The organism is Isoptericola sp. NPDC057653, assembly GCF_042799955.1.
GTDB lineage: Bacteria > Actinomycetota > Actinomycetes > Actinomycetales > Cellulomonadaceae > Isoptericola.
Genome location: NZ_JBHVHP010000002.1, coordinates 960,926 through 983,937, shown reverse-complemented (window position 1 = coordinate 983,937; position 23,012 = coordinate 960,926). Strand labels below are relative to the sequence as shown.

The window sequence follows — 23,012 nt, the reverse complement described above, 5'->3', positions numbered from 1 at the left end:
CCTCTAGGTATGGTGACCAGCCCTGGCCGCCCGACGCCCCGACCGGGGCGGGTCGGAGCGGGGCGGGGCGCGAGCGGGTCAGAAGTAGTCGCGCACGTGCACCTGGCGGCCGCCCCACAGGGCGTCCCAGACCGCGTCGTGCTCGGCGGGCCCGCTGAGCCCGCCCGCGAGCCGCACGTTCGCGGCCGACTGCGCGCCCGACCACGACTGGGCCAGGCCGCCGGAGGTGAACGTGGGCCGGTCGCCGGGGACGGCGTCGGCGTCGGGCCGCACGCGGACCGTGCCGTCGGCGGCCTCCAGCGTCCACGTGCCCTCGAGGTCCGGCGTGCCGGGGTCGGCCACGGCGAACGGCACGCGCGCGGTCACCGGGGCCACGCGCGCCGCACCGAGCGCGCCGGGGACGTCGAGCAGGCGGAGCATGTACGGGCGGGGCGCGGCCGTGGCCGCGTGGTCGGGCAGCACGAGCCGCGAGACGTCGACGCCGGACCAGCCGCCCGACGTGCCGACCTGGACCCACCCGGCGACCGACGCGAACGAGCCGAGCAGCCGCCACAGGGCGCGGGCGGCGTCGGGCGTGAGGGCGACCAGGTCGTCGACCTCGATGGTGTTGGTGCGGTCGTAGCCGGGGCCGCGCGACCAGCTCGCGAAGCCGAGGACCTCCTCCTGCGGACCCGTGCCGCGCACGGCGAGGCTGACGCCCGTGTAGTCGGCGTCGGGGCCGACCATCTCGTCCGCCTCCATCGCGAAGGGCGTCTCGGCGCGCGACAGCGGGCCGTTCTGCGCGGACGCCCACGCCTCGTAGACGCGGCGCACGGCGGGGACGTCGGCCGCGGTGGCGCGTCGCGCCCGCACCCCGCCGGCCGGCGGACGCACGGCGGCGAGCGCCGACATCGGGACGCGGACGTCCTCGAACGCCCCGACGACCTCGTAGCCCAGCCCGCGGTAGATGCCCGCGGACGACGGGTAGAGGGTCGAGACGACGTCGCCCAGCGCGCGGGCCTCCGCGAGCGCGGCGGTCATCAGCGGGCGCAGCAGGCCGGAGCCGCGACGCTCGGCCGCGACGGTGACCCCGGCGAAGCCCGCCGTGGGGAGCCGGACACCGTGGAACCACGAGGTGAACGACCGCACGCCCAGGCCGGCGACCACCTCGCCGTCGTCCGTCGCGACCCACGGCCGGACGTGGGGCAACGGCCAGGCGGCGGGGTCGGGGTCGGGCAGCGGCGTCGTCGGCGCGCCGAAGGCCTCCGCGCCGAGGCGGCGTGCCGCGGGGACGTCGGCGATGGTGCTGCGCCGGAACTCTCGGGTGTCGCTGCTCACGGCGGCGACGCTAGCGCGCCTCGCCCGGCGCGTCACCGGTATTGCGCCGTACCGTGATCCGGTGAGCCAGCCGTCCGTGCCGGACGCGACGCTGGCCCGGCTGCGCAGCCGGGTCCTCGTGGTCGCGATCCTCGCGTCGTTCGTGTCGTTCCTCGACGGGACCGTCGTCAACGTGGCGCTGCCCGCCATCGGCGACGAGCTCGGCGGGTCGGGAGAGGCGCGGCTCGGCCTGCAGCAGTGGGTGGTGGACGGCTACCTCGTGACCCTGGGGTCGCTCATCCTGCTGGCCGGCTCCCTCTCGGACCTCTACGGGCGGCGGCGCGTGCTGGTCGCCGGGCTCGTCGGCTTCGCGGCGGCCTCCGTGCTGTGCGCCCTCGCGCCGACCGGGCCGGTGCTCGTCGGCGCCCGCCTGCTCCAGGGGGTGGCGGGCGCGCTGCTGGTCCCGAGCTCGCTGGCGCTGATCATCTCCACGTTCGACGGCGAGGCGCAGGGTCGCGCCATCGGACGCTGGACCGCGTGGACCGGCACGGCGATGATCGTCGGGCCGTTCGTCGGCGGGGGGCTGGTGGACCTGCTGTCGTGGCGGTGGGTGTTCTGGATCAACCTGCCCGTGGTCGTGGTGACGCTCCTGCTGCTGCGCCCCGTCCCGGAGGTGCGCCAGACCACCGGCCGCCGCCTCGACGTGCCGGGTGCGCTGCTCGCCGCGACCGGCCTCGCGGCGGGGGTGTACGGGCTGATCGAGCAGGTGTGGGCGGCCGCCGGGCTGGGGGTCGTGCTGCTCGTGGCGTTCGTCGTCTACGAGCGCCGGGCCCGCGACCCGATGATGCCGCCACGGCTGTTCGCCGCGCGGAACTTCGCGTGGGGCAACGTGGCGACGTTCGCCGTCTACGGTGCGCTGTCGCTGGGCGGCTTCGTGCTGGGGCTGTTCCTGCAGCAGGTGGCGGGCTACTCCGCCACGGCCGCCGGGGTGGCGCAGCTGCCGTCGACGATCGCGATGCTCGCGCTGTCCACCCGGTTCGGCACCCTCGCGGCCCGGTACGGCGCGCGGTGGTTCATGACGGTCGGCCCGGTCGTGGCCGGCGTCGGCTACCTGCTGCTGCTCGCGATGGACGAGAGCGCCACCTACGTCACCCAGGTGCTGCCCGGCCTGCTCGTCTTCGGCCTGGGCCTGTCGATCACCGTGGCGCCGCTGACCGCCGCGATCCTCGGCGCGGCGCCGCCCGCGGACGCCGGCATCGCCTCGGCCGTGAACAACGCCGTCTCGCGCGTCGCCGGCCTGCTGACGGTCGCGTTCGCCGGCGTCATCCTCGGCGGCGTGCTCGACGTCGCGTCGTTCCACCGCGCGCTGCTCGTCACCGCCGGCCTGCTGGTGCTCGGCGGCCTGGTGAGCATGGTCGGGATCCGCGACGTGCGTCGGCCTCCCGCGGTCTCCGGCCCCGAGGCCGGAGGGCCGGAGGTCACAGGGGCAGCTTGAACCCCTCGTGCGACTGCGCGTAGCCCAGCGACCGGTAGAAGCGGTGCGCGTCGGGGCGCTGCTTGTCGGAGGTGAGCTGGGCGAGCGCGCAGCCGCGCTCGCGGCCGCGGTCGTGCGCGTGCTCCATGAGCGCCCGGCCCAGACCCTGGCCGCGGAGCGTCGCGTCGACGCGCACCGCCTCGACCAGCAGCCGGGTGGCGCCGTTGCGCGAGATGCCGGGCACGAACGTCAGCTGCATGACGCCCACCACCGCGCCGTCCAGCTCCGCGACGACGAGCTCGTCGTTGGGGCTGGACTCGATCGCCTCGAACCCGGCGACGTGCGCGGGACCGTACGACCCGGTGCGGGTGGCGGCGACGGCGTCGTCGGCGATGAGCTCGACGACGCGGGGCAGGTCGTCGCGGGTGGCGGTGCGGAAGAGGACGCGCGGGGCGGGGGAGTCGGGCACGCCCGGACGGTAGCAGGGCCCGCTAGCCTCGCCCCGTGACCCCGCACGTGAGCGAGCCCGAGATCACCGCGGACGTGGCCCTGTGCCTCCCCGACGGGCGCCTGGACCCGGACGCGGTCGGGTGGTCGCGCGCACCCCTGCACGACACGTCCGGCGTCGGCCGCGGGCTGCGCGGGCTCGGGCGGACCAAGCGGTGGGAGTACTGGGCCGTCGTCACGCCGGACCACGTCGTCGCGCTCACGACCTCGGCGCTCGACTACGCCGCGCTGCACCAGGTGTGGGCGTGGGACCGGGCGTCCGGGGCGGAGGTCGACGCCGTCGCGATCGCGCCGCTGAACCGGTCGGCGACGCTGCCCGGGCGGCTCGGCGCCGGGCCCGTGCGGTCGAGCACGCGCGCGGTGGCGATCGCGGTGGACGAGGAGCCCCGCGGCACGCGCCTGCGGGCCCGGACGTCTCGCGTGGACCTCGACGTGACCGTCGCCCGGCCGGCGGGCCGAGAGCTGCTCGGGGTGGTGGTGCCCTGGTCGGACCGCCGGTTCCAGTACACGGTCAAGGACGTCGGCCGGCCGGCCGCCGGCCGGCTCCGCGTGGACGGCGTGGAGCGCGCGCTGCCGGCCGGGTCGTGGGCCGTGCTGGACCACGGTCGGGGGCGGTGGCCGTACCGCGCCGCGTGGCAGTGGGGCGTGGGCCTCGGCCGCGGGGTCGACGCCGCCGGCGCGGGGCACGAGGTGGCGCTGCAGCTCGGCGGCACCTGGACCCGGCAGGGGCCGACCACCGAGAACGGCGTCTTCGTGGACGGCGTCCTCCACAAGATCCACGACGAGCTCGACTGGACCTTCGACCCGGCCGCGTACACCGCGCCGTGGCAGGTGCGGGGAGAGCGGCTGGACCTCGCCTTCGTCCCCGCGCACGACCGCGTGAGCCGCACCCAGCTCGGCGTCGTCGCGTCGTCGACCCACCAGTGCTTCGGCACCTGGTCGGGCTGGGTCGCCGCCGACGACGGGTCGCGCGTCACCGTCGACGGGCTCGACGGCTGGGCGGAGGACGTCGCGCAGCGCTGGTGACCGGCCGGTTTCTGCGGTGCGCAGAAAGGACGGGCGCCGGGCGCCGGCTCGCGCCAGGGTGGGCCCATGAAGCTCCTGGTGCTGGGTGGGTCCGTGTTCCTGTCGAAGGCCGTCGCGGCGGACGCCGTGGCGCGCGGCCACGAGGTGGTGGCCGCCAACCGCGGCCGGTCGGGCCCGGTCCCGGACGGCGCGCGGCACGTGCCGCTGGACCGGTCCGAGCCGTTCCCCGCGGCGCTCGCGGACGAGGGCTTCGACGCCGTCGTCGACGTGTCCCGCACGCCGTCGCACGTGCGCGAGGCGGTGGCCGCGCTGCCCGGCGCGCACTGGGTGTTCGTCTCCACCGTGAACGTCTACGCCGACGACTCCGACCCCGGCGGCCCGGGGGTGGGCGTGCTCCGTGCTCCCGAGACGGACGACGTCGACCCGGCGTCGGGCTCCGAGGCCTACGGCGCGATGAAGGTCGCGTGCGAGGAGGCCGTGCTGGCGGGCGCCGCGGGGGCCGCCGTCGTGCGCCCCGGCCTGATCGTCGGCCCGGACGACACGAGCGGGCGGTTCGCCTACTGGCCCGCGCGGATGGGCCGCGCGCTCGAGGGCGCCGTCGACGTGCTGGCGCCCGGCGACCCGGCCGACTCCGTGCAGGTGATCGACGTGCGCGACCTCGCGTCGTGGGTCGTCGACCTCGCCGAGCGTCGCACGACCGGGGTGTTCGACGCCGTGGGCCCGGTGACGCCGATCGGCGACCTGCTCGCGGCGGTGGCCCGCGGCGTGGGCGCGGAGCCGCGGTGGGAGTGGGCGGGGCGGGCGCGCCTGGAGGCGGCCGACGTCCGCCCGTGGTCGGGGGAGCGCTCGCTGCCGCTGTGGCTGCCGCGGCCGGAGTACGACGGGATGCCCGCCCACGACGCGGCGCCGGCGATCGCCGCGGGGCTGGCGCCGCGGCCGGTCGAGGAGACCGCCCGGGACACGCTCGCCTGGCTGGCCGCGACGCCGGGGGCCGCGGTCACGGGGCTCACCGCCGACGAGGAGGCCGAGGTGCTGGCCGGGATCCGCGCGACCTCGGCCTGACGGTCGCAGGATCTGACGCACGAGGTGCGATGCGTCACTTTCGGCCGGGATCGGGGTCCCCGGACCATCGACCGGGGTTACGGTCGAGGTGTCAGCGCCCCCGCCCTCACCAGGGCCGACGGGGCGGTCGTTCGTCCCGTCCGGGCCGTCGTCGCGCACCCCGCACCCCGCCCGCCGGGGCGTGGTGCGAAGGAGTACGGACATGGCCACAGGCGGCAGCTTCCAGGGACGGGTCGCGCTCGTGACGGGCGGCGGCTCCGGCATCGGCGAGGCGGTGAGCAAGGAGCTCGCGGCCCACGGCGCGAAGGTCGTCGTGACGGACATCCGGCTGGACGCGGCGCAGCGCGTCGCCGACGAGATCAAGGCCGCCGGGGGCGAGGCCGCGGCGTTCGAGCAGAACACCGCCGTCAAGGAGGACTCGGCCCGCGCGGTCGCGTTCGCGAAGGAGACGTTCGGCGGGCTGAACTACGCGGTGAACAACGCGGGCATCGGCGGCAAGCAGGCGCCGGCCGGCGAGACCGACCTCGACGACTGGGACCGCGTCATCGGCATCAACCTCAACGGGGTGCTGTACGGCATGCGCGCGCAGATCCCCGCGATGCTCGAGCAGGGTGCCGGCGAGAGCGCGATCGTCAACATGGCGTCGATCCACGGCACGGTGGCCGCCCTCGGCAACGGCGCCTACACCGCGGCGAAGCACGGCGTCGTCGGCGTCACGAAGAACGCCGCGGCCGAGTACGGCCCGCAGGGCCTGCGCGTCAACGCCGTCGGCCCGGCGTACATCAAGACGCCGCTGGTCGAGTCGAGCCTGCCGCCCGAGGCGCGCGAGGCCCTCGTCGCCAGGCACCCGCTCGGCCGCCTGGGCGAGCCGGAGGAGGTCGCGCGGGTGGTGCGCTTCCTGCTGTCCGACGACGCGTCGTTCGTCACCGGTGCGTACTGGCTGGTGGACGGCGGCTACACCACCGTCTGACGGCGAGCGCCGAGGTCGAGGCCGAGGGCGCGAGGTCGAGGTCCGCGACCTCGACCTCGCGCCCTCGCCTCGACCTCGCGTGCGGATCAGGCCGCGAGCCCGGCGGCCAGCTCGTCGACGAGGTCGAAGCCCTCCTGCAGGCCGCCCTCCATGCCCGACCCGACGATGGCGTCGCGGACCTCGCGGCTCGGCGCGCGCGTGACCAGCGTGAGCGTGGTGGCGCCGTCCTCCTCGACGAAGGAGTAGGTGTTGAGGGTGGCCGCGGCGTCGCCGTCGGGGATGCCCTCGAACACCTCCGTGTGCACCAGGCGCTCGGCGGGCACGATCTCGGTGAACTCGCCGTGGAACGCGACCTCGAAGCCGCCGTCGGCCTGCATGACGTAGCGGTACGCGCCGCCGACGTGCAGGTCGATCTCGACGCTCGTCACCGTGCCGCGCTGCCCGGCCCACCAGCGCGCCACGAGGTCGGGCTCGGTGAAGACCCGCCAGACGGCGGCGGCCGGCGCGGCGAAGCGGCGCACGACCTGGATGTCGGTGTCGTTCGGCAGCGTCAGGACGGCGCTGCCCCTCTGCTGTGCCGGGGTGGTGGCGGTCATGGTGTCTCCTCGGATGGTGCCCCGGGCGTGGTCCCGGTGGCGTCGGCGTCCTCGCGGGCCAGGTCGGCGAGCACCTCGTCGACCAGCGCGAATCGTTCTTCCCAGAGCCGCTCGTACCGGCCGACCCACGCGTGGATCTCCTGCAGGGGCCGGCTGTCGACGCGGTAGAGGCGACGACGGCCGTCGTCGCGGACCTCGACCAGCCCGACCTCCCGCAGCACCCTCAGGTGCTTGGAGACGACCGGCTGGGCGACGTGGAGCAGCTCGACGAGCTCGCCGACGCTGCGCTCCTGCTGCGCGAGCGCGTCGAGGATCTCGCGGCGCCGGGGTTCGGCCACCGCGTTGAAAGCGTCCGTCGTCGTCGCTGCGCGTGCCACCTTCTCAATGTATGCCTATAACGGAATGTGTCAAGGGGTCGGGTTGCAGCGCGCCGCCATCGTCGCGACGAGACCGACGTCGGGCCGCCACGGCTCCAGGTTCCAGGTGGCCTTGTCGGGGGCGCCGATCGCGTGGCACTCGAGCTGGTCGTGCATCGTCGTGGTGTCGACCTCGGGGTCCTCGGCGACCAGCTCCGCCCAGACGAGGTCGACGCCCGCCTGCCCCGCGCCGCGCGCCCACGCGGTCGCGTCGACGGCCAGGGAGCGGCCGCCCTCCCGGTCGCCCCAGTCGGCCGACCGCACGCCCTCTGTTCCGAGGACGGTCGTCGCGCCGGTCGGGTCGGACCCGGCGGGGGCGCGCACCTCGAGGTGCGTGTCGTCGACCGCGACCAGGCGTGCGCCCCGCGGCGCCGCGAGCCCGCCGGTCGCGGTGCCCCCGGCGCGCACGCCCACGCTGCCGTCCGGGCGTGGCGCGAGCGTGCCGCCCGAGGTGAGGGCGATCCGCGGCGGGCCGGCGGCGTCGTCGCCGAGCGCCGCTGCCGCGAACGTGATCGCGGCCGTCCCCGCGTCGTCATCGCGGTCGACCGTGACGCGCGGGTCGTCGTCCGACGCGCCCGGCACGGTGACCTCCAGGGTCACGTCGCCGGCCGTGACGACGACGCGCGCCCCGGCGGCCGGCGTCGGGGTCGGTCGCGGGGGCGCGGGGGAGGCGTCCGCCGTGGCCGTCGGGCCGGCGGGCACGGGGGTCGCCGGCGCGCACGCGCCGAGGGCGGTGCCGAGCGAGGCGACGACGGCGAGCGTGAGGGCGGCTCGCGACGGGCGGGGGTGCACCCGCCCAGTCTCCGTCACGTCCGCGGCCCGAACCGTCCTGGCCAAAGAAGTGAGGGTCGCCTAACCTTACTTCCGTGAGCACCCGCACCCTGTCGAAGCCCGTCGACCCGCACGTCCTCGTCGCGGAGGTCGTGACGGCCAAGCGCCTCAGCCCGCACCTGCAGCGCGTCACGCTCGGCGTCGAGGACATCGAGCAGCTGACGCTCGTCGGCCACGACCAGTGGTTCCGGCTGTTCCTGCCGCGCCCGGGCCAGGGCGCGCTGCGCCTGCCCACGCGCACCTCCAACCTCGGCTGGTACGCGCAGTACCTCGCGACACCGCGCTCGCGACGCCCGCTGGTGCGCAACTACACGATCCGGTCGGCGCGCCCCGAGCTGCGGGAGATCGACGTCGACTTCGTCCTGCACGGCCACGACGGGCCGGCCGCGGCCGACGAGCCCCTCGGGCCGGGCGCCGGCTTCGCACTGTCCGCGCAGGCCGGCGACCGCGTCGGCATCCTCGACCAGGGCGCCTACCACCGGCCCGCCGCCGAGTGCGCGTGGCGGTTGCTCGTCGCCGACGAGAGCGGCCTGCCCGCCGTCGCCGGCGTCTGCGAGTCCCTGCCCGACGACGCCCGCGGGGTCGTGGTCGTCGAGGTGCCGACCGCCGACGACCGCCAGGACTTCCGCGCCCCGGCGGGCGTCGACGTGCGCTGGGTGGAGCGGGACCGCGCCGCGGCGGGCGACCCCGCCCTCGGCGAGGTCCCCGGCCGCGCCGCCCTCGCCTTCGTGCGCGGGGAGCAGCTCCCGCCCGGCGACGGGTACGCGCTGGTCGCGGGGGAGCAGGCGCTCGCCGCGGGCGTGCGCCGCCACCTGGTGGCCGAGCGCCACTGGCCGAAGGGCCAGGTCGACTTCGTCGGGTACTGGCGGCACGGCAAGGCCTCGCCCAGCTGACCTGCTGGAACGGGGTCTGCGGGCTACTCGACGATGGTCACCTCGTGCGGCGACGTGTTGAGCCGCGCGCCGGAGCCGGGTGCGTCCGGCAGGCCGGCGACGCCCGCGGGGAACGCGACGACGATGTCCTCGATCCGGACGCCGAACTCGCCCGGCAGGTAGATCCCGGGCTCCACGGAGAAGCACATCCCCGCCTCGATCGGGGTCCCTTCGCCCTCCACCATGTACGGCGGCTCGTGCGTGGTGAGGCCGATGCCGTGGCCGGTGCGGTGCACGAAGAACTCGCCGAACCCGGCCTCCGTGATCACCCGGCGCGACGCGCGGTCCACGTCCTGGCACGCGGCGCCCGGCCGGACGGCGTCGACCCCCGCCTGCTGGGCGGCGCGCACGACGTCGTGCACCTCCTGCTCGCGGGCGGTGAGCGGCCCGACGTGCACGGTGCGCGTGGTGTCGGAGCCGTAGCCGTCCGCCAGCCCGCCGAAGTCCATGACCACCATGTCGCCCTCGCGGATCACGCGGTCGCCGGCCTCGTGGTGCGGGTCGGCGCCGTTCTCCCCGGCGCACACGAGCGTGAAGTCCACCTGCTCGTGGCCGTGGGCGCGCAGCAGCGCGTCGAGGTCGTCGGAGACCTCGCGCTCGGCGCGGCCGGCGAACGTGCGGCGCACGATCTCGCCGAAGACGGCGTCCGCCCCGGCGCCGGCGGCGGCCAGGCGGGCGATCTCCTCGGGCGACTTGGCGGCGCGGAGCATCGGCAGGGCGGTGGTCACGGCGGCGTACGACGACGAGGGCAGCGTGCGCTGCAGGCCGAGCACGTGCAGCGCCCACGCCGCGTCGCTGATCGCGTAGCGGCCGTCCGGGCGCAGCAGCCGGCCGGCGACGGCGTGCTCGTCCTCGCCGTCGGACCAGGCCACGGCGTCGATGCCGCCGACGGCGCCGACCTCGAGGTCGTGCGCCTCGAGCTTCGGCACGACGGCGACGGGGTCGGACCCGTCGGCGGGGATGGTCAGCAGCGTGAGCCGCTCGGTGTCGGCGGCCGGGGTGTAGCCGAGGAAGTAGCGCAGGTCGGGGCCCGGGGGGACGAGCACCCCGGCGAGCCCGGCGGCGGCGGCCTGCGCGGCGGCGCGGCGGCGGCGCTCGGCGTACACGGCGGGGGAGAAGGGCGTCATGTGCCCAGCGTGCCGCCCGGTGCCCCGCTCCGCACCCCGCCGTCACCGGACCCGGCGTGCGCTCAGACGCGCACGACGATCTTCCCGCGGCCGTGCCGGGACTCGCTGGCGCGGTGCGCGTCGGCGGCGTGGGCGAGGTCGAAGACCTGGCCCACCTCCACGGCGACCTTGCCGGCGTCGATCAGGGCGCCGAGCGCCTCGAGGTCCGTGCTGGACGGGCGCACCCACACGTAGTGCCCGCCGTGCTCGGTGCGGGCGGTCGCGTCCACGATCGACGTGATCGTGCCGCCGCCCGCGAGCACCTGCGCGCTCACCGCGACGGCGTCACCGCCCGCGTAGTCGAGCGCCACGTCGACGCCGCCCGGGGCGAGGGCGCGGACGCGGTCGGCCAGCCCGTCCCCGTACGTCACGGGCTCGACGCCGAGGCCGCGCAGGTAGTCGTGGTTCGCCTCGCTCGCCGTGCCGATCACGCGGGCGCCGAGGCTGCGCGCGATCTGGACGGCGAAGGACCCGACGCCTCCGGCGGCCGCGTGCACCAGCACGGTCTGGCCCTCGCGGACGCCGGAGCGCAGCACCGACTGGTAGGCGGAGAGGCCGGCGAGCGGGACGGCGGCGGCCTCCTCGAAGCTCAGCGACGCGGGCTTGCGCGCCAGCGTGCGCACGGGCGCGGCCACCAGCTCGGCGAACGTCCCGGCGTGCACCCAGTCCTTGCGGACGTAGCCGTAGACCTCGTCGCCCACCTCGTACTCCGGGGTGTCGAGGCCGACCTGCTCCACGACGCCCGCGACGTCCCAGCCCGGGATCACGGGGAACTGGGTGTCCATCAGGCCCTCGAGGTGGCCCTGGCGCACCACCCAGTCCACGGGGTTGACCGACGCCGCGCGCACGCGCACCAGCACCGCGTCGGCGCCGGGGTGCGGGTCGGGCTGGTCGGTGAGCTCGAGGACGTCGGCGCCGCCGAAGCGGGAGTAGGTGATCGCTCGCATGGTGCGCACAACACGGGCCGGGCCGCGGGGCTTCCCGCGTGCCCGGCCCGGCCGGTGTGACGTCGGCGTCAGCCCATCGTGTTGACGATGAGGCCGATGTGGGTGAAGAAGTTCATCGCGCCGAACAGCAGGAACGCGAGGCCGGCGAGGCCCCAGGCCCAGCCGATGACGACCCGGAGGCCGCGGCCGGCGCCGTCGCGCAGGGCGAGGGGGAAGAGGATCGCGCCGAGGCCCACCAGGGCGATGAGGCCGGACATGAAGATCGCCTCGACCAGCGGGTAGGCCGCGAAGGCGCCCGAGATCGGCTCCTGCGGCGGGGCGGCGAAGAGCTGGTAGGTGACGCCGGCGACCGCGATGGCGATGAGGCCGAGGCCCATGCCCAGCACGAAGACCGAGACCGGGCGGGCGACGGCGCGCAGGTGGTCGGTGGCGTCCTCGCGGGCGAGGGCCTCCTTGCCGCGGGTCCAGAGGTAGAACGCGGCGGCGAGCAGGAGCACGCCGAACGCGAGGCTCGTCTCGCCGAAGATGATGTTGTCGAACGGGAAGCCGCCCGCCGCCAGGGGCCACGTGAGCGTCATGTGCAGCCCGGTGGCGGTGAGGATCAGGCCCAGCACGCCGAACGCGAGCGCCCAGCCCTCGGCCACGACCTTGCGCGGCGAGCGCAGCAGCTCGCGCCCGAGCCAGACGAGCAGCAGCAGCCCGGCGCCCACGGCGACGGACATCACGGTGTTGTAGGTGGGCATCTGCGCCCAGTCGATCACGAGGCCTTCCGTGGCCATGTCGGTTCATCTCCTCGGTTCGTGCCGCCGGCGGCGGGTCTTTCGATCGGGCTAAACCATACGTGCGTATGAATAATTCCGGTGCAGCCGGCACCCGGCGCCTACGATGGGCCGGTGACCGAGAGCGAGCCCGCGACGGGCCCCGGGACCGGCCGTCCGCGGGGCCGCCGCATGGTCCAGGACCGCGGCGCCGACAAGCAGGACCGGATGGTCCGGGCGGCCGCGGTGCTGCTCATCGACGAGGGCTTCGGCGCGATCACGCACCGCCGGGTCGCCGAGGCGGCGGGCCTGCCGCAGGGTTCGGCGTCGTACTACTTCCCGAGCAGCGCCGCGCTCGTCGCCGCGGCCGTCGAGGCCGCCGAGGAGCTGCGCGGCGCGTCCGCGCAGGCCGCGGCCGACGCGCTCCCGCGCCGCCGCCGGTCCGCGGCCACGACGGCGCGGCTGCTCGTCGAGGTCCTGTACGCCCCGCACGTCGACGACGCGGTCGTGGCCCGGCGGCTCGACCCGATGATGACGGCGATGCGCGACCCCGCCCTGCAGCCGATCATGCGGCGCTCGCGGCCCAGGCTGCTGGCCGCCGCCCGCACGGTGCTGGCGGCCTCCGGGTTCGAGGACGCGTGCGCCGACCCGCGCGACGTCGACCTCGTGGCGCACCTCGTCGACGCGGCGCTGCTGACGGCGGCCTCCTCCGGCGCGGACGGCGTGCTGGACCGCGCGACGGCGACCGTCGCGCGGCTGCTCGAGCGCTGGCGCTGAGGCGGGCCGCGCCGCGCCGGCCGAGGCGTCAGGCGGTGATCCGGAAGCGCTCGCGGTACTGCGCGGGCGTGGTGTCGAGCTGCCGCCGGAAGGCCCGGGCGAGCGTGTCGGTGGTGCCCAGCCCGCACGACGTGGCGACGCGCGCCAGGGAGTGGTCGGTGGTCTCCAGGAGCTGGCGGGCCCGCTCCACCCGCGCCCGCTCGACGTAGGCAGCCGGGGTGGTGCCCAGCTCGGCGCGGAACAGCCGGGCGAGCTGGCGCTCGCTCAGGTGGGCGTGCGCCGCGAGGTCGGGGACGGTCAGCGGGTCGGTGAGGTGACGCGCGACGTGCTGCCGCAGCCCGGCCATCCGACGGGTGGCGGAGGCGGGCTCCACCGACACGGAGAACTGGCTCTGCCCGCCCGGGCGCTGCAGGAACATCACCAGCTGGCGGGCCACGCGCAGCGCCACCTCCTGCCCGTGGTCGTCGGCCACGAGCGCCAGGGTGAGGTCGAGGCAGGCGGTGAGGCCGGCCCCGGTCCAGACGTCGCCGTCGCGCACGAAGATCGGGTCGGCGTCGACGCGGACGCCCGGGTGCTCGGCGGCGAGCTGGGGTGCGGTGGACCAGTGCGTCGTGACGCGGCGGCCCTCCAGCAGCCCGGCGGCCGCCAGCACGTGCGCTCCCACGCAGACCGACGCCACGCGGCGGGCGCCGTCGGCCAGCGCCTGCACGCGGGGCACCAGGGCCGGGTCGACGAGGGCCCGGACGCGGCGGGCGTCGTCGACCTCGACGGCGCCCGGCACGACGAGGGTGTCGACCCGCCGCCCGGCCAGGTCGTCGAAGGTGGCGTCGGGCAGCACGCGCACGCCCGCGGACGTGCGCACGGGGCCGGCGGTCTCGGCGGCGAGGACCACCTCGTACCCCGTGGGGCCGTCGAGCTCCCGGGCCAGAAGCGCGAAGACCTCGGCCGGGCCGGTGACGTCGAGCAGGTCGACGCCCTCGAACAGCGTGACGACCACGAGCCGCTCGATCATGATGTCCGGATCTGCAGGTTGCACGACATTGCCGACACGATAGCCGCTTCGTAGCGTGGAGGGGCGGCGTCCGACGACGCCCGCCCGCTCTCGAAAGGACCCCCGATGACCGGCACGACCAGCACGACGCTGCGCGACCTCTCCGGCCTGGACCAGGCCCCCGCGTCGCTCGCCCGATCGACCCTGATCTTGGTCGACTACCAGAACACCTACACGCGGGGCGTGATGGAGCTCGACGGCTGGGAGCCGGCCCTCGACGCCGCGGCCGACCTCCTCGCCCGGGCCCGCGCGGCCGGCACCACCGTGATCCACGTGCGGCACGACGGCGGCGCCGGGTCGCCCTACGACCTGGACGGCGAGCTCGGGCAGATCCACTCCCGCGTCGCGCCGGCGCCCGGCGAGTCCGTGGTGACCAAGACCGCGCCGGACTCCTTCGTCCGGACCGAGCTGGGCGACCTCGTCGCCGCCGCCGGGCACGACGACGTCGTGGTGGTCGGGTTCATGACCCACATGTGCGTGACGTTCACCGCCCAGGGCGCGTTCCTGCGCGGGCTGCGGCCCACCGTCGTCGCCGCGGCGTGCGCGACGCGGCCCCTGGCGAGCGCGGCGGGCGAGGCCCCCGCGGCGCAGCTGCACCGCGGGGCCCTCGCCACCGTCGCGGACCTGTACGGGGTGGTCGTGGCCACCGCCGACGACCTCACGGGCGAGGCCGCGGCCGCCTGACGCGACGCGTCAGACCAGCACCTCGTCGTCGCGGGCCACCACGCGGCCGCCCGCGACGACGAGGGCGCGTCGCGGCGCGCGCACCACGGCGTCCGGCACGTTCTCGGCGTCCACGAGCAGCACGTCCGCGGGCGCGCCGGCCACCAGGTCGTGGACGTCGCGACCCACGAACCGTGCCGCGTCCGCCGAGGCGACGCGGGCCGCGGTCACGAGGTCCTCGTCATGGCGCAGGCCGGACAGCCGGGCGAGCTGCGTGGTGAGCGCCAGCAGGTCGCCGGTGCCGTACGGGGACCACAGGTCGCGGATGCCGTCGGTGCCGAGCCCGACGGCCACCCCGGCCTCCCGCAGGCGCAGCAGCGGCAGGGGCGCGGCCCCGATCGGGGCCACCGTCGTCATCGTGATGCCGGCCTCGCCCATCGCGGCGACCAGGTCCGCCTGCCGCGCGGCCGGCAGCTGGCCGACGGCGAAGCCGTGCGCCACGTTGACCCTGCCCTGCAGGCCCGCCCGCAGCGTGCGGTCGATCATCAGCTCGATCTGGAACGCGCCCAGGTCGCCGCCGTCGTGCAGGTGCACGTCGATGCCGACGCCGCGCTTCTCGGCGATCGCGAAGAGGCCGTCGAGCTGGCCCACCGGGTCGCGGTCGATCGACGCCGGGTCCAGGCCGCCGACGTGCTCCGCGCCCGCGGCCGCCGCCTGGTCCAGCAGCTCCAGGACGCCCGGTCGGCGCAGCACGCCGTCCTGCGGGAACGCGACGATCTCCGCGTGCACGGCGCCGCCCAGCGCGGCCACGGCCTCTCGCACCACCTCGATGCCCCGCAGCCCGACGCCGAGGTCGACGTCGACGTGCGTCCGCACCGCCGTCGTCCCCGTGCGCACCGACTCGCGCAGCACGGCCAGCGTGACGTCCACGCCGGGGATGCCGAGCTCGTCCCGGTGCGCGCGCTCGTGCGCGATGCGGCCCTGCGTGCCGCCCTCGCCGCCGTAGCTCACCCACGGCTTGCCCCACCACGACTTGTCGACGTGCGCGTGCGCGTTGACCAGGCCGGGCAGCGCGAGCAGCCCGCCGCCGTCCACCACGCCGTCCGTGCCCGCGGCGGGCGCCGCCGCGTCGTGCGGCACGACGGCGGTGATCACGCCGTCCGCCACGTGCAGGTCGGAGCGCTCGCCGCCCCAGGGCCGCACGTCGCGCAGCACGGTGACGGTGGTGGGTGAGCTGGTCATCGGGGTTCCTCCTCGAAAGGGGCGACCGTCTGCGGCCGCCCGGGGATCGTGATCTCGTAGCTCGCGTCGGCGCCGTCCAGCGCCTCGGCGAGCGGGACGACGGTGGCGCCGTCCCAGGCGCCCTGCTGCGTGTACCCGCCGGCCAGGACGGCGTGCTCGGCCCCGTCGGGCCCGCGCCACACCGCCACCGTCTCGTGCCGGCGCTCCGTGGGCAGCACGACGTCCGTGCCGTCCGCGCCGACCACCTCGATGCTCGGCCCCGACGCGGCGTTGCCGAACGGGCCGTTCCCGGCGACGACGAGCGTGCCGTCGTCGGCCCGGGCCACGCCGTGCTGGTGGGTGTCGGCGGCCAGGTCGGTGGTCGTGACGCGGCCGGTGCCCGGGTCCACCCGCGCGAGGGCGCGGCCCTGGTACGGCAGGAGCAGGTCCCCGTTCGCGTCCAGGACGGCGTAGTGCGGCTTCTCGAACGACGCGAGGCCGCCCTCACGACCGAACGGCGCGACCTCGATCGCGCGGGTGCGCCCGCGCTCGGGGTCGACGATGGTCACGGTGAAGCCGTCGTGGTCGACCGTGTAGACCTCGTCGCCGTCGTCGCTCACCAGCACGTCGAACGGGCGCAGGCCCACCGGCACGGAGGAGACGACCTCGCCGCTGGTGGCGTCGAGCGTCTCGAGGAACGCGCCGTCCCCGGTGCTCACGGCGACGTGCACGCGCTCGCCGTCGGGGGAGACGGCCAGGCCGAGCCCGCCGCGGCGGTACTCGCCGAAGGCCACGGCGGCGGGCCGGTGGTCGTAGGGGAAGAGGTCGGTGCGGACGCGGGAGTCCAGGTCCACGACGGCGACGCCCTCGGCGGTGGAGACGAACGCGCGCCGGGAGCCCTCGTCGACGGCGACGTCCCACGGCGCGGCGCCCACGGCGATCTCGTCCACGACGGCGGAGCCGCGGCGTGCGGCCGGGTCGACGACGGCGAGGGTGTCGCTCTCGGCCTGCGTGGCCAGGAGCAGCTGCGCGGGCCCGGGCTCGGTGGCGGGCTCGGCGGCGGGCTCGGCGGCGGGCGCGGTGGGTGCGGGTGACGCGGTGGGTGAAGTCTCCGCCGGGCCCGCGGGGCCCGGCCCGGCACCGGGCGCGGCGCACGCGGCGAGGGTGAGCAGGGCGGCGGTCGTGGCTGCCGCCGAGCCCGCGAGCCGTCCCGTGCGCGCGGGGTGGCGCGCGGCTCGGGAGCGGGAAGTCACCACGGGATGGTATGCCATTTTTCCTCCGGATGGGCTGGCAGGATGAGCGCATGACCTCCGAGCACGCCGCGGTCTTCGAACCCGAGTCCGTCCGGGTGGCGCGGGCCGTCCGCGAGCAGATCGTCGACGGCACGCGGGAACCCGGCAGCAGGCTCGTCGAGCGCGACCTGGCCGCCGAGCTGGGCGTGAGCCGCATCCCGGTGCGCGACGCGCTCCGCACCCTCGTGGCGGAGGGCCTCGTGACCCCGCGACCGCGCACGTGGGCCGTGGTGCGGGAGTTCACGGACGCCGACGTCGCCCAGCTCCAGGAGGTGCGGGAGGCGACCGAGCCGCTGCAGTTCCGGCTCGCCGCGCGGCGCCGCACCGAGGCGCAGCTCGCCGAGCTCGCCGAGGCGTGGCAGCGCGAGGACGCGGCCGCCCGGGCCGGCGACGCGCCCGCCGCACGACGGGCGGGCGCCGACTTCCACGAGCGGGTGGTGGACGCCGCGGGCAACCCGGTGCTCGCCGAGCTGCACGTCGTGACCGCCAGCCGTGTGCGCTGGCTGCTGGGCCAGCACACCGACCTCGCGGCCATGGCCGACGAGCACCGGACCCTCCTGGACGCCGTCCGCGGCGGCGACGAGGAGTCCGCGGCCCGGCTGGCGGCCGAGCACCTGGGCACCAGCCGCACCGCGGTGACGGAGCGTCGCGCCTGAGGTCATGCCGCCAGCCTCGCGGCGACCACGGCGGGCGCGCATCGGGCCTCCGGGGCGCGCGGGATCGTCCGAACGGATGAGGTGCGCACCGCCCCCGCCCGGCTAGCGTGGCTGACCGTGCCCGGATCACTCACCCGCGGGGTGCACCTCGCCTTCGCCGCCCTCGTCGCGACGTCGGCGGTGCGCTACCTCACCAACCACGGCCTGGACGGCCGGTGGTGGCTGGTGGTCGCCCTCCTGCTGGGCGTCGTCGCGGCCTACGCCGGTCTCGTCCTGCTCACCCGCCGCCCGGCGCCGGAGGGCGCGGGGCCGGGCGCCGTCGCGGGCACCGTGCTCGGTGTCCTGCTGGTCGCGTGGGCCGCGCTGGTGCTCGTCGCGCCGAGCTTCGCCTGGTCGGCCGTCCCGCTGTTCTTCGTGTGCCGCAGCCTGGTGCCCGTGCCGACGGCGCACGTGCTGGTGGGCGCCGTCGCGGTCGTCACCGGAGTCGCGCTCTTCGACCTGTCGGGCCGCAGCGACTGGGCCGCAGCCGTCGCGCCGCTCGTCGTCGCGGTGCTCCTCAGCCTCGCCTACGACGCGATCGTGCGGCAGGCGGGCGAGCGCGTGCGCCTCCAGCGCGAGGTCGCCGTCCTCGCGGAGCGCGAGCGCGTGGCGCGCGAGATCCACGACACCGTGGCGCAGTCGCTCTCCTCCGCCGTGCTCCGGCTGGAGGCCGCCGACCAGCGCTGGGACGTCGACCCCGACGCGGCCCGCGACGACGCGCGGCAGGCCGCGGTCGCCGTCCGGGCCAGCCTCGGGCAGACCCGCGAGCTCGTCCACGACCTCGTCGACCCGTCCCCGGCGACCGGGGGCGTGGCGCCGGCCGACGTCGAGGCCGCGATCCGCGCGGCCGCGCGGCGCCACGTGCCCGACGCCGCGCTCACCGTGGTGGGCGACCCGGTGCCGGTGGGGCCCGAGGTGGCGCACGCGCTCGCGCGCATCGCCCAGAGCGCCGTCACGAACGTGCACCGGCACGCCGGCCCCGCCCGGCTCGGGCTCACCCTCACCTACCTGCCCGACGCCGTCGCGCTGGACGTCTTCGACGACGGGCGGGGCTTCGACGTCGACGCCGTGGCCTCGCGCGCCGCCGGGCCGGCCGGCGGGTTCGGCCTGCGGGCCATGCGCCAGCGCGTGGAGCAGCTCGGTGGCACGATCACGGTGGAGAGCGCGCCCGGGGACGGCACCGTCGTCGGGGTGCAGCTCCCCGCGCCGCGCCCGACGTCCGCGGGCCCCGCGACCGAGCCGACGAGCCAGGAGGACGCATGAGCGACCCGATCACCGTGCTGCTCGTCGACGACCACCACGTGGTCCGCGCCGGGCTGCGCGCCCTGCTCGACTCGCAGCCCGACATCAGCGTGGTCGGCGAGGCCGGCACCGCGGACGAGGCGCTCGACGCCGTCGGACGGCTCGCGCCCGCGGTCGTCGTCATGGACCTCGAGCTCGGGGCGGCCGAGGACGGCGTGGCCGCCACCCGCCGCATCCGCACCACCCGCCCGGACGTGCCGGTGCTCGTGTTCAGCGCCTACGACACGGATGCCGACGTGGTGCGCGTGGTCGACGCCGGCGCCATCGGCTACGTGCTCAAGGACGCCCCGCCCGCCGAGATCTTCGCGGCGGTGCGCGGCGCCGCCGTCGGGCGCAGCGTGCTGTCCCCGCCCGTCGCGTCCCGCCTCCTGCAGCAGGCGCAGAACCCCGGCAGCGCGCTCACCCCGCGCGAGGCCGAGCTGCTCACGCTGCTCGCCCAGGGGCTGAGCAACCGCGAGCTCGGGCGGCGCCTGTTCATCTCCGAGGCGACCGTCAAGACCCACCTCGCCCACGTGTACGCCAAGCTCGGCGTGGAGTCGCGCGCCGCCGCCGTGGCGCACGCCCTGCGCGGGCAGACGGTGCGCTGAGGTCCCGCCGCCGGCTCAGCCCTCGACCTGCACGTCCGCGGGCCGCTTGTCGTCGCGCCACCCGCGCCACACGGAGTGCCGCAGCCGCGGGCCCTCGTCGTCGGGGAGGTCGTCGTCGGCCTCGCCCAGGTCGCCCGGGTCGCGAGTCCAGTCGCCGTACTCGACCTCGGCCACCTGCTCGGGGGCGGCCCACCGCGCGTGCACGGCCTCGGCCCGCGGCACGCCGTCGAGCGGTGCGTCGTCCACCGGCCGCAGCCGCCGCACGACCTGGCGCCGCTCCGCCTCCTTGAAGCCGGTGCCGACCTTGCCCACGTAGCGCAGCGCGCCGCCGTCGTCCGGCACCGCCAGCAGCAGCGACCCGGCGACCGTCGCGTCCTCCCGGCCCGTGCCCGCGTGCAGGGGTCGCCAGCCGACCACCACCACCTCCTGCGTGCGCGCGTGCTTGATCTTCAGCCAGTCGCGGGAGCGGCGGCCCGGCGTGTACGGCGCGCCCCGCCGCTTCGCGACGACGCCCTCGAGCCGCATGAGGCGGGACGTCTCCAGGGCCTCGTCGAGCGTGCCGTCCAGCGCGTCCGGCACGTGCACCGGGCGGCGCGGCCTCACGACGCGCGCCAGCTCGGCCCGGCGTTCCTCGTACGGCAGGTCGGTGACGGCGCGGCCGCCGACGGACAGCGCGTCGAACAGCACGAGGTCGACCCCCACGCGGCGGCGCGCCTTCTCCACGTCGCGCGGCTTGGCGAGGTTCGCCCGCTGCTGGAGGCGGTGGAACGACGGGCGGCCGTCGGCGTCGAGCGCCACGATCTCGCCGTCGAGCGCCATGGGCAGGTCGTCGGCGGACACCATGCCGCCGAGCGCCTGCAGCTCCGGGAACGTCGGCGTGAGGTCCTGCCCCGAGCGCGACGTGAGCCGCACCCGCGGGGCGTCGTCGGCCTCCTGCCGTGCGTCGACCTGCACCACCGCGCGGAAGCCGTCCCACTTCACCTCGAACGCCCAGTCGTCCGGGTCCAGGCGGGCCAGCTCCGCCGGCGGCGCGGTCGACGCCAGCATCGGGCGGGGCGCCTCGGCCGGGGCCGGGGGAGCGGCGTCCGACGCCGCCGCGGCGCGCGGTGGCGGGGCGCCGTCCCCGCGCTCCGCGGTCCCGGTGGCCTGCCCGGTGGCCTGCCCGGGGTCCTGGCCGGGGTCCTGCCCGGCGTCCGGCGCGCCGTCGTCGCCCGGCTGGGCCTTGGTGCGGTGGATGAGCCACGAGTTCTGGTCGTCCCCGCCGCGCCCGCCCGTGCGGATGAGCGCGAGGCGCCGCGAGCCGCGCCGGTCGCTGTGCAGGGTGACGATCACCTCGCCCTCGCGCCACTTCTCCAGGTCGTACGTGCCGGCGTCCCAGATCGTCACCTCGCCGCCGCCGTACTCGCCGGCGGGGATGCTGCCCTCGAACGACCCGTACTCGAGCGGGTGGTCCTCCGTCTGCACCGCGAGGTGGTTCTGCTTCGGGTCGGTGGGCTCGCCCCGCGGCAGCGCCCAGCTCACGAGGACGCCCTCGTGCTCCAGCCGGAAGTCCCAGTGCAGGCGGCGGGCGTGGTGCTCCTGGATCACGAACGTCGGGGCGCCGTCCCGCTCGCCCGGCACCTCGGGGCCGAAGGGCTCGGGCGTCCTGCCGGGGTCGCGCTTGGCGCGGTAGGTCTCGAGCCTCTCGGCGGGGGTGCGCTCGAACGTGGCCATCCGCTCCGGCGTCGGCTCGAGCTGCGCGAGGTGCCCGGCCGCGAGGGGCTCCAGGAGGTCGCCGTCGCGCTCCAGCCGCTCCAGCACCTCGGTGAACGACAGCTGGCGCAGGCCCGGGTCGTCGAGCTCCGCCCACGAGCGCGGCGCGGCGACCGTGGGCTCGTCGCGCCCGCGCAGCGAGTACGGCGCGATGGTCGTCTTGGCGCCGTTGTTCTGCGACCAGTCCACGAGCACCTTGCCCGCGCGCAGCGACTTCTTCATGTCGCTGACCACGAGGTCGGGGTGCTCGGACTCCAGGTGCCGCGCGAGCTCGTGCGCCACGGCGGACACCGCGTCCGTGGTCAGCGACTCGTCGTGGCCGGTCAGCGCCGCGTACAGGTGGATGCCCTTGGAGCCGCTCGTCACCGGCAGCGGGTCCAGGTCCATCCCGCGCAGGATGTCGCGGGCCAGCCGCGCCACCTCCGCGCACTCCGCCAGGCCCGCGCCCGGCCCCGGGTCGAGGTCGAGCACCAGGCGGTCCGGCGGCATCGGCGCGCCGGTGCGCCCGAACCGCCACTGCGGCACGTGGATCTCCAGCGTCGCCGTCTGCCCCAGCCACGTGAGCGTGGCCAGGTCGTTGACCAGGACGTAGTCGTTGGTCGACGTGCGGTGGCGGATGGCGTGCCGCGGCACCCACGACGGCGTCGACGCGTCCAGGTTCTTCTGGAAGAACATCTGCCCGGAGACGCCGTCCGGCCACCGCTTGCGCGTCGCGGGCCGGTACGCCGCGTGCCGCAGCAGCGCCGGCGCCACCTGGGCCAGGTACGCCAGCACCTCGCCCTTCGTCGTCCCCGTGGCGGGGAAGTACACCTTCTCCAGGTTGGTCAGCTGCAGGCGCCGGCCCTCGACGGTGACCGTCTGGGGCTTGCTCGACGACGCGCGTGCCATGGGCACATCGTCGCGCGCGCTTCGACCGCGCGCGCCCGGGAGGGCGCGCCGGTCGGCCAGTCGACGACCTCGGACGTCGGCATACGGGGTAGGTGTCGTCGGCGAGGTCGCGCAGGAGCTGGGGCTCGTTCAGCCGTCGCGCGGGTCCGCGAGGTCAGGCCGGCCGACGGTCCTCGGCTCCGGCGACCTCGGCCAGCCGGTCGAGCCACGTCCGGTAGCGGCTGCCGAACGGCTCGACGCCGTCGCGCAGGGCCACCGTCAGCCACGCGGACGCGGCCTCCGCCCGCTCGACGACGTCGGCCGGATAGCCGTAGCGCACCTGGTGGTCGGCGAACTCGTCCTCGTCGTCGACGTAGACGGACATGTCGTCGCGGACGCGGCAGACGTCGAGGTCCAGGTCGACCATCGTCACCTCGCCCGGGTGGGGCCACGAGGCCGGGGTCGCGACGTCGCAGTACGCGTCGAGCCGTGCCGGGTCCGCCTGGAACTCGGCGGTCCACCAGTCGTCGCGGGGGATCAGCAGCACCCGGTCGTCCTCGACCGCCACGACGGCGGTCTCCCGCCCCGGCTCGCCCCGGCGGTAGACCGTGCCGGCCGGCGCCCCGAGCCACACGCCGAACTCGTCCTCGCCGAGTCGTGTCATGGGGTGGCGCCAGTGCAGGCCGCCGTCGAACTTGCGCCACACCACGCGGACCTCGTCGTCGCTCATCGCCCGAGGCTATCGGCGCGACGGCACGGGGTGGTCGCCCGGCGGCCACGGGAGGCCGACGCGCACGCCGGCCGGCGTTCCGTACTTTCGTCGG

At 76.4% G+C, this 23,012-nt stretch carries 23 protein-coding genes; 10 read left to right on the top strand and 13 right to left on the bottom strand.

Features of this window, described 5'->3' with window-relative positions; all coding sequences use genetic code 11:
* Positions 1 to 78: 78 nt before the first annotated feature.
* A complete protein-coding gene (eis, locus tag ACFU9A_RS15710) occupies positions 79 to 1,317 on the bottom strand; it encodes an enhanced intracellular survival protein Eis (RefSeq protein WP_430576213.1) in 1,239 nt (412 codons plus the stop codon).
* Positions 1,318 to 1,378: 61 nt separating this feature from the next.
* Here eis and ACFU9A_RS15705 point away from each other — a divergent pair, with 61 nt between their 5' ends.
* On the top strand, positions 1,379 to 2,791 hold the full coding sequence (locus ACFU9A_RS15705; RefSeq protein WP_430576212.1) for an MFS transporter: 1,413 nt from the start codon (positions 1,379 to 1,381) through the stop codon (positions 2,789 to 2,791).
* Here ACFU9A_RS15705 and ACFU9A_RS15700 read toward each other — a convergent pair.
* Positions 2,775 to 3,239 (bottom strand): GNAT family N-acetyltransferase, encoded by a 465-nt coding sequence (locus ACFU9A_RS15700; protein WP_430576211.1) that lies wholly within the window; start codon positions 3,237 to 3,239, stop codon positions 2,775 to 2,777. The genes ACFU9A_RS15705 and ACFU9A_RS15700 overlap by 17 nt on opposite strands.
* A gap of 35 nt (positions 3,240 to 3,274) precedes the next feature.
* Between ACFU9A_RS15700 and ACFU9A_RS15695 the strand changes: the two genes are divergently transcribed.
* The 3 genes from ACFU9A_RS15695 (at position 3,275) to ACFU9A_RS15685 (ending at position 6,335) form a co-directional block, all read left to right on the top strand.
* A complete protein-coding gene (locus tag ACFU9A_RS15695) occupies positions 3,275 to 4,303 on the top strand; it encodes a DUF2804 domain-containing protein (RefSeq protein WP_430576210.1) in 1,029 nt (342 codons plus the stop codon).
* Positions 4,304 to 4,369: 66 nt separating this feature from the next.
* Positions 4,370 to 5,365 carry an NAD-dependent epimerase/dehydratase family protein gene (locus ACFU9A_RS15690; RefSeq protein WP_430576209.1) on the top strand — a complete coding sequence of 332 codons (996 nt, stop codon included), beginning with the start codon at positions 4,370 to 4,372 and terminating at the stop codon, positions 5,363 to 5,365.
* A gap of 202 nt (positions 5,366 to 5,567) precedes the next feature.
* A complete protein-coding gene (locus tag ACFU9A_RS15685) occupies positions 5,568 to 6,335 on the top strand; it encodes an SDR family NAD(P)-dependent oxidoreductase (protein ID WP_430576208.1) in 768 nt (255 codons plus the stop codon).
* A gap of 86 nt (positions 6,336 to 6,421) precedes the next feature.
* Here the strand turns inward: ACFU9A_RS15685 and ACFU9A_RS15680 are convergent, their stop codons facing one another.
* Genes ACFU9A_RS15680 through ACFU9A_RS15670 form a run of 3 tightly spaced genes read right to left on the bottom strand, consistent with a single transcriptional unit; the run spans position 6,422 to position 8,139 of the window.
* Complete coding sequence (locus tag ACFU9A_RS15680) at positions 6,422 to 6,931, bottom strand: SRPBCC family protein (RefSeq protein WP_430576207.1); 510 nt, start codon at positions 6,929 to 6,931, stop codon at positions 6,422 to 6,424.
* A complete protein-coding gene (locus ACFU9A_RS15675; RefSeq protein ID WP_430576206.1) occupies positions 6,928 to 7,308 on the bottom strand; it encodes an ArsR/SmtB family transcription factor in 381 nt (126 codons plus the stop codon). The genes ACFU9A_RS15680 and ACFU9A_RS15675 overlap by 4 nt, the downstream gene beginning before the upstream one ends.
* Before the next feature lie 30 nt (positions 7,309 to 7,338).
* Positions 7,339 to 8,139, bottom strand: coding sequence for a DUF2599 domain-containing protein (locus tag ACFU9A_RS15670; RefSeq protein WP_430576205.1), 801 nt, complete (start codon positions 8,137 to 8,139; stop codon positions 7,339 to 7,341).
* A 74-nt stretch (positions 8,140 to 8,213) separates the two neighbouring features.
* On the opposite strand from ACFU9A_RS15670, the gene ACFU9A_RS15665 reads away from it, so the two are divergent.
* A complete protein-coding gene (locus ACFU9A_RS15665; RefSeq protein WP_430576204.1) occupies positions 8,214 to 9,071 on the top strand; it encodes a siderophore-interacting protein in 858 nt (285 codons plus the stop codon).
* A 23-nt stretch (positions 9,072 to 9,094) separates the two neighbouring features.
* On the opposite strand, the gene ACFU9A_RS15660 is transcribed toward ACFU9A_RS15665, so the two are convergent.
* From ACFU9A_RS15660 to ACFU9A_RS15650, 3 genes are all read right to left on the bottom strand, one after another.
* On the bottom strand, positions 9,095 to 10,237 hold the full coding sequence (locus ACFU9A_RS15660) for a M24 family metallopeptidase (protein WP_430576203.1): 1,143 nt from the start codon (positions 10,235 to 10,237) through the stop codon (positions 9,095 to 9,097).
* Between the two features lie 62 nt (positions 10,238 to 10,299).
* Entirely contained in the window at positions 10,300 to 11,223 is a 924-nt protein-coding gene (locus ACFU9A_RS15655; protein ID WP_430576202.1) for an NADP-dependent oxidoreductase, read from the bottom strand.
* A 68-nt stretch (positions 11,224 to 11,291) separates the two neighbouring features.
* Complete coding sequence (locus ACFU9A_RS15650; protein ID WP_430576201.1) at positions 11,292 to 12,002, bottom strand: DUF981 domain-containing protein; 711 nt, start codon at positions 12,000 to 12,002, stop codon at positions 11,292 to 11,294.
* Between the two features lie 114 nt (positions 12,003 to 12,116).
* Between ACFU9A_RS15650 and ACFU9A_RS15645 the strand changes: the two genes are divergently transcribed.
* The gene (locus tag ACFU9A_RS15645) at positions 12,117 to 12,758 is read left to right on the top strand and encodes a TetR/AcrR family transcriptional regulator (RefSeq protein ID WP_430576200.1); all 642 of its coding nucleotides are present in this window, start codon (positions 12,117 to 12,119) and stop codon (positions 12,756 to 12,758) included.
* Between the two features lie 28 nt (positions 12,759 to 12,786).
* Here the strand turns inward: ACFU9A_RS15645 and ACFU9A_RS15640 are convergent, their stop codons facing one another.
* Positions 12,787 to 13,794: a GlxA family transcriptional regulator gene (locus ACFU9A_RS15640; protein ID WP_430576199.1), complete on the bottom strand. Its 1,008-nt coding sequence runs from the start codon at positions 13,792 to 13,794 to the stop codon at positions 12,787 to 12,789.
* Positions 13,795 to 13,875: 81 nt separating this feature from the next.
* Here ACFU9A_RS15640 and ACFU9A_RS15635 point away from each other — a divergent pair, with 81 nt between their 5' ends.
* Positions 13,876 to 14,493: an isochorismatase family protein gene (locus tag ACFU9A_RS15635; RefSeq protein WP_430576198.1), complete on the top strand. Its 618-nt coding sequence runs from the start codon at positions 13,876 to 13,878 to the stop codon at positions 14,491 to 14,493.
* Positions 14,494 to 14,502: 9 nt separating this feature from the next.
* Here ACFU9A_RS15635 and ACFU9A_RS15630 read toward each other — a convergent pair whose 3' ends face one another.
* Entirely contained in the window at positions 14,503 to 15,714 is a 1,212-nt protein-coding gene (locus ACFU9A_RS15630) for an amidohydrolase (RefSeq protein WP_430576197.1), read from the bottom strand.
* On the bottom strand, positions 15,711 to 16,946 hold the full coding sequence (locus ACFU9A_RS15625; protein ID WP_430576196.1) for a hypothetical protein: 1,236 nt from the start codon (positions 16,944 to 16,946) through the stop codon (positions 15,711 to 15,713). Before ACFU9A_RS15625 ends, ACFU9A_RS15630 begins: the two co-directional genes overlap by 4 nt.
* Before the next feature lie 50 nt (positions 16,947 to 16,996).
* Between ACFU9A_RS15625 and ACFU9A_RS15620 the strand changes: the two genes are divergently transcribed.
* From ACFU9A_RS15620 to ACFU9A_RS15610, 3 genes are all read left to right on the top strand, one after another.
* The gene (locus tag ACFU9A_RS15620; protein WP_430576195.1) at positions 16,997 to 17,641 is read left to right on the top strand and encodes a GntR family transcriptional regulator; all 645 of its coding nucleotides are present in this window, start codon (positions 16,997 to 16,999) and stop codon (positions 17,639 to 17,641) included.
* Positions 17,642 to 17,758: 117 nt separating this feature from the next.
* Positions 17,759 to 18,943, top strand: a complete 1,185-nt coding sequence (locus tag ACFU9A_RS15615) for a sensor histidine kinase (RefSeq protein WP_430576194.1) — start codon at positions 17,759 to 17,761, stop codon at positions 18,941 to 18,943.
* Complete coding sequence (locus ACFU9A_RS15610) at positions 18,940 to 19,569, top strand: response regulator (protein ID WP_430576193.1); 630 nt, start codon at positions 18,940 to 18,942, stop codon at positions 19,567 to 19,569. Before ACFU9A_RS15615 ends, ACFU9A_RS15610 begins: the two co-directional genes overlap by 4 nt.
* A 15-nt stretch (positions 19,570 to 19,584) precedes the next feature.
* Here the strand turns inward: ACFU9A_RS15610 and ACFU9A_RS15605 are convergent, their stop codons facing one another.
* Both ACFU9A_RS15605 and ACFU9A_RS15600 read right to left on the bottom strand, forming a co-directional pair.
* A complete protein-coding gene (locus tag ACFU9A_RS15605; protein WP_430576192.1) occupies positions 19,585 to 22,209 on the bottom strand; it encodes an ATP-dependent DNA ligase in 2,625 nt (874 codons plus the stop codon).
* Positions 22,210 to 22,363: 154 nt separating this feature from the next.
* Positions 22,364 to 22,918, bottom strand: a complete 555-nt coding sequence (locus ACFU9A_RS15600; RefSeq protein WP_430576191.1) for a DUF402 domain-containing protein — start codon at positions 22,916 to 22,918, stop codon at positions 22,364 to 22,366.
* Positions 22,919 to 23,012 lie beyond the last annotated feature (94 nt).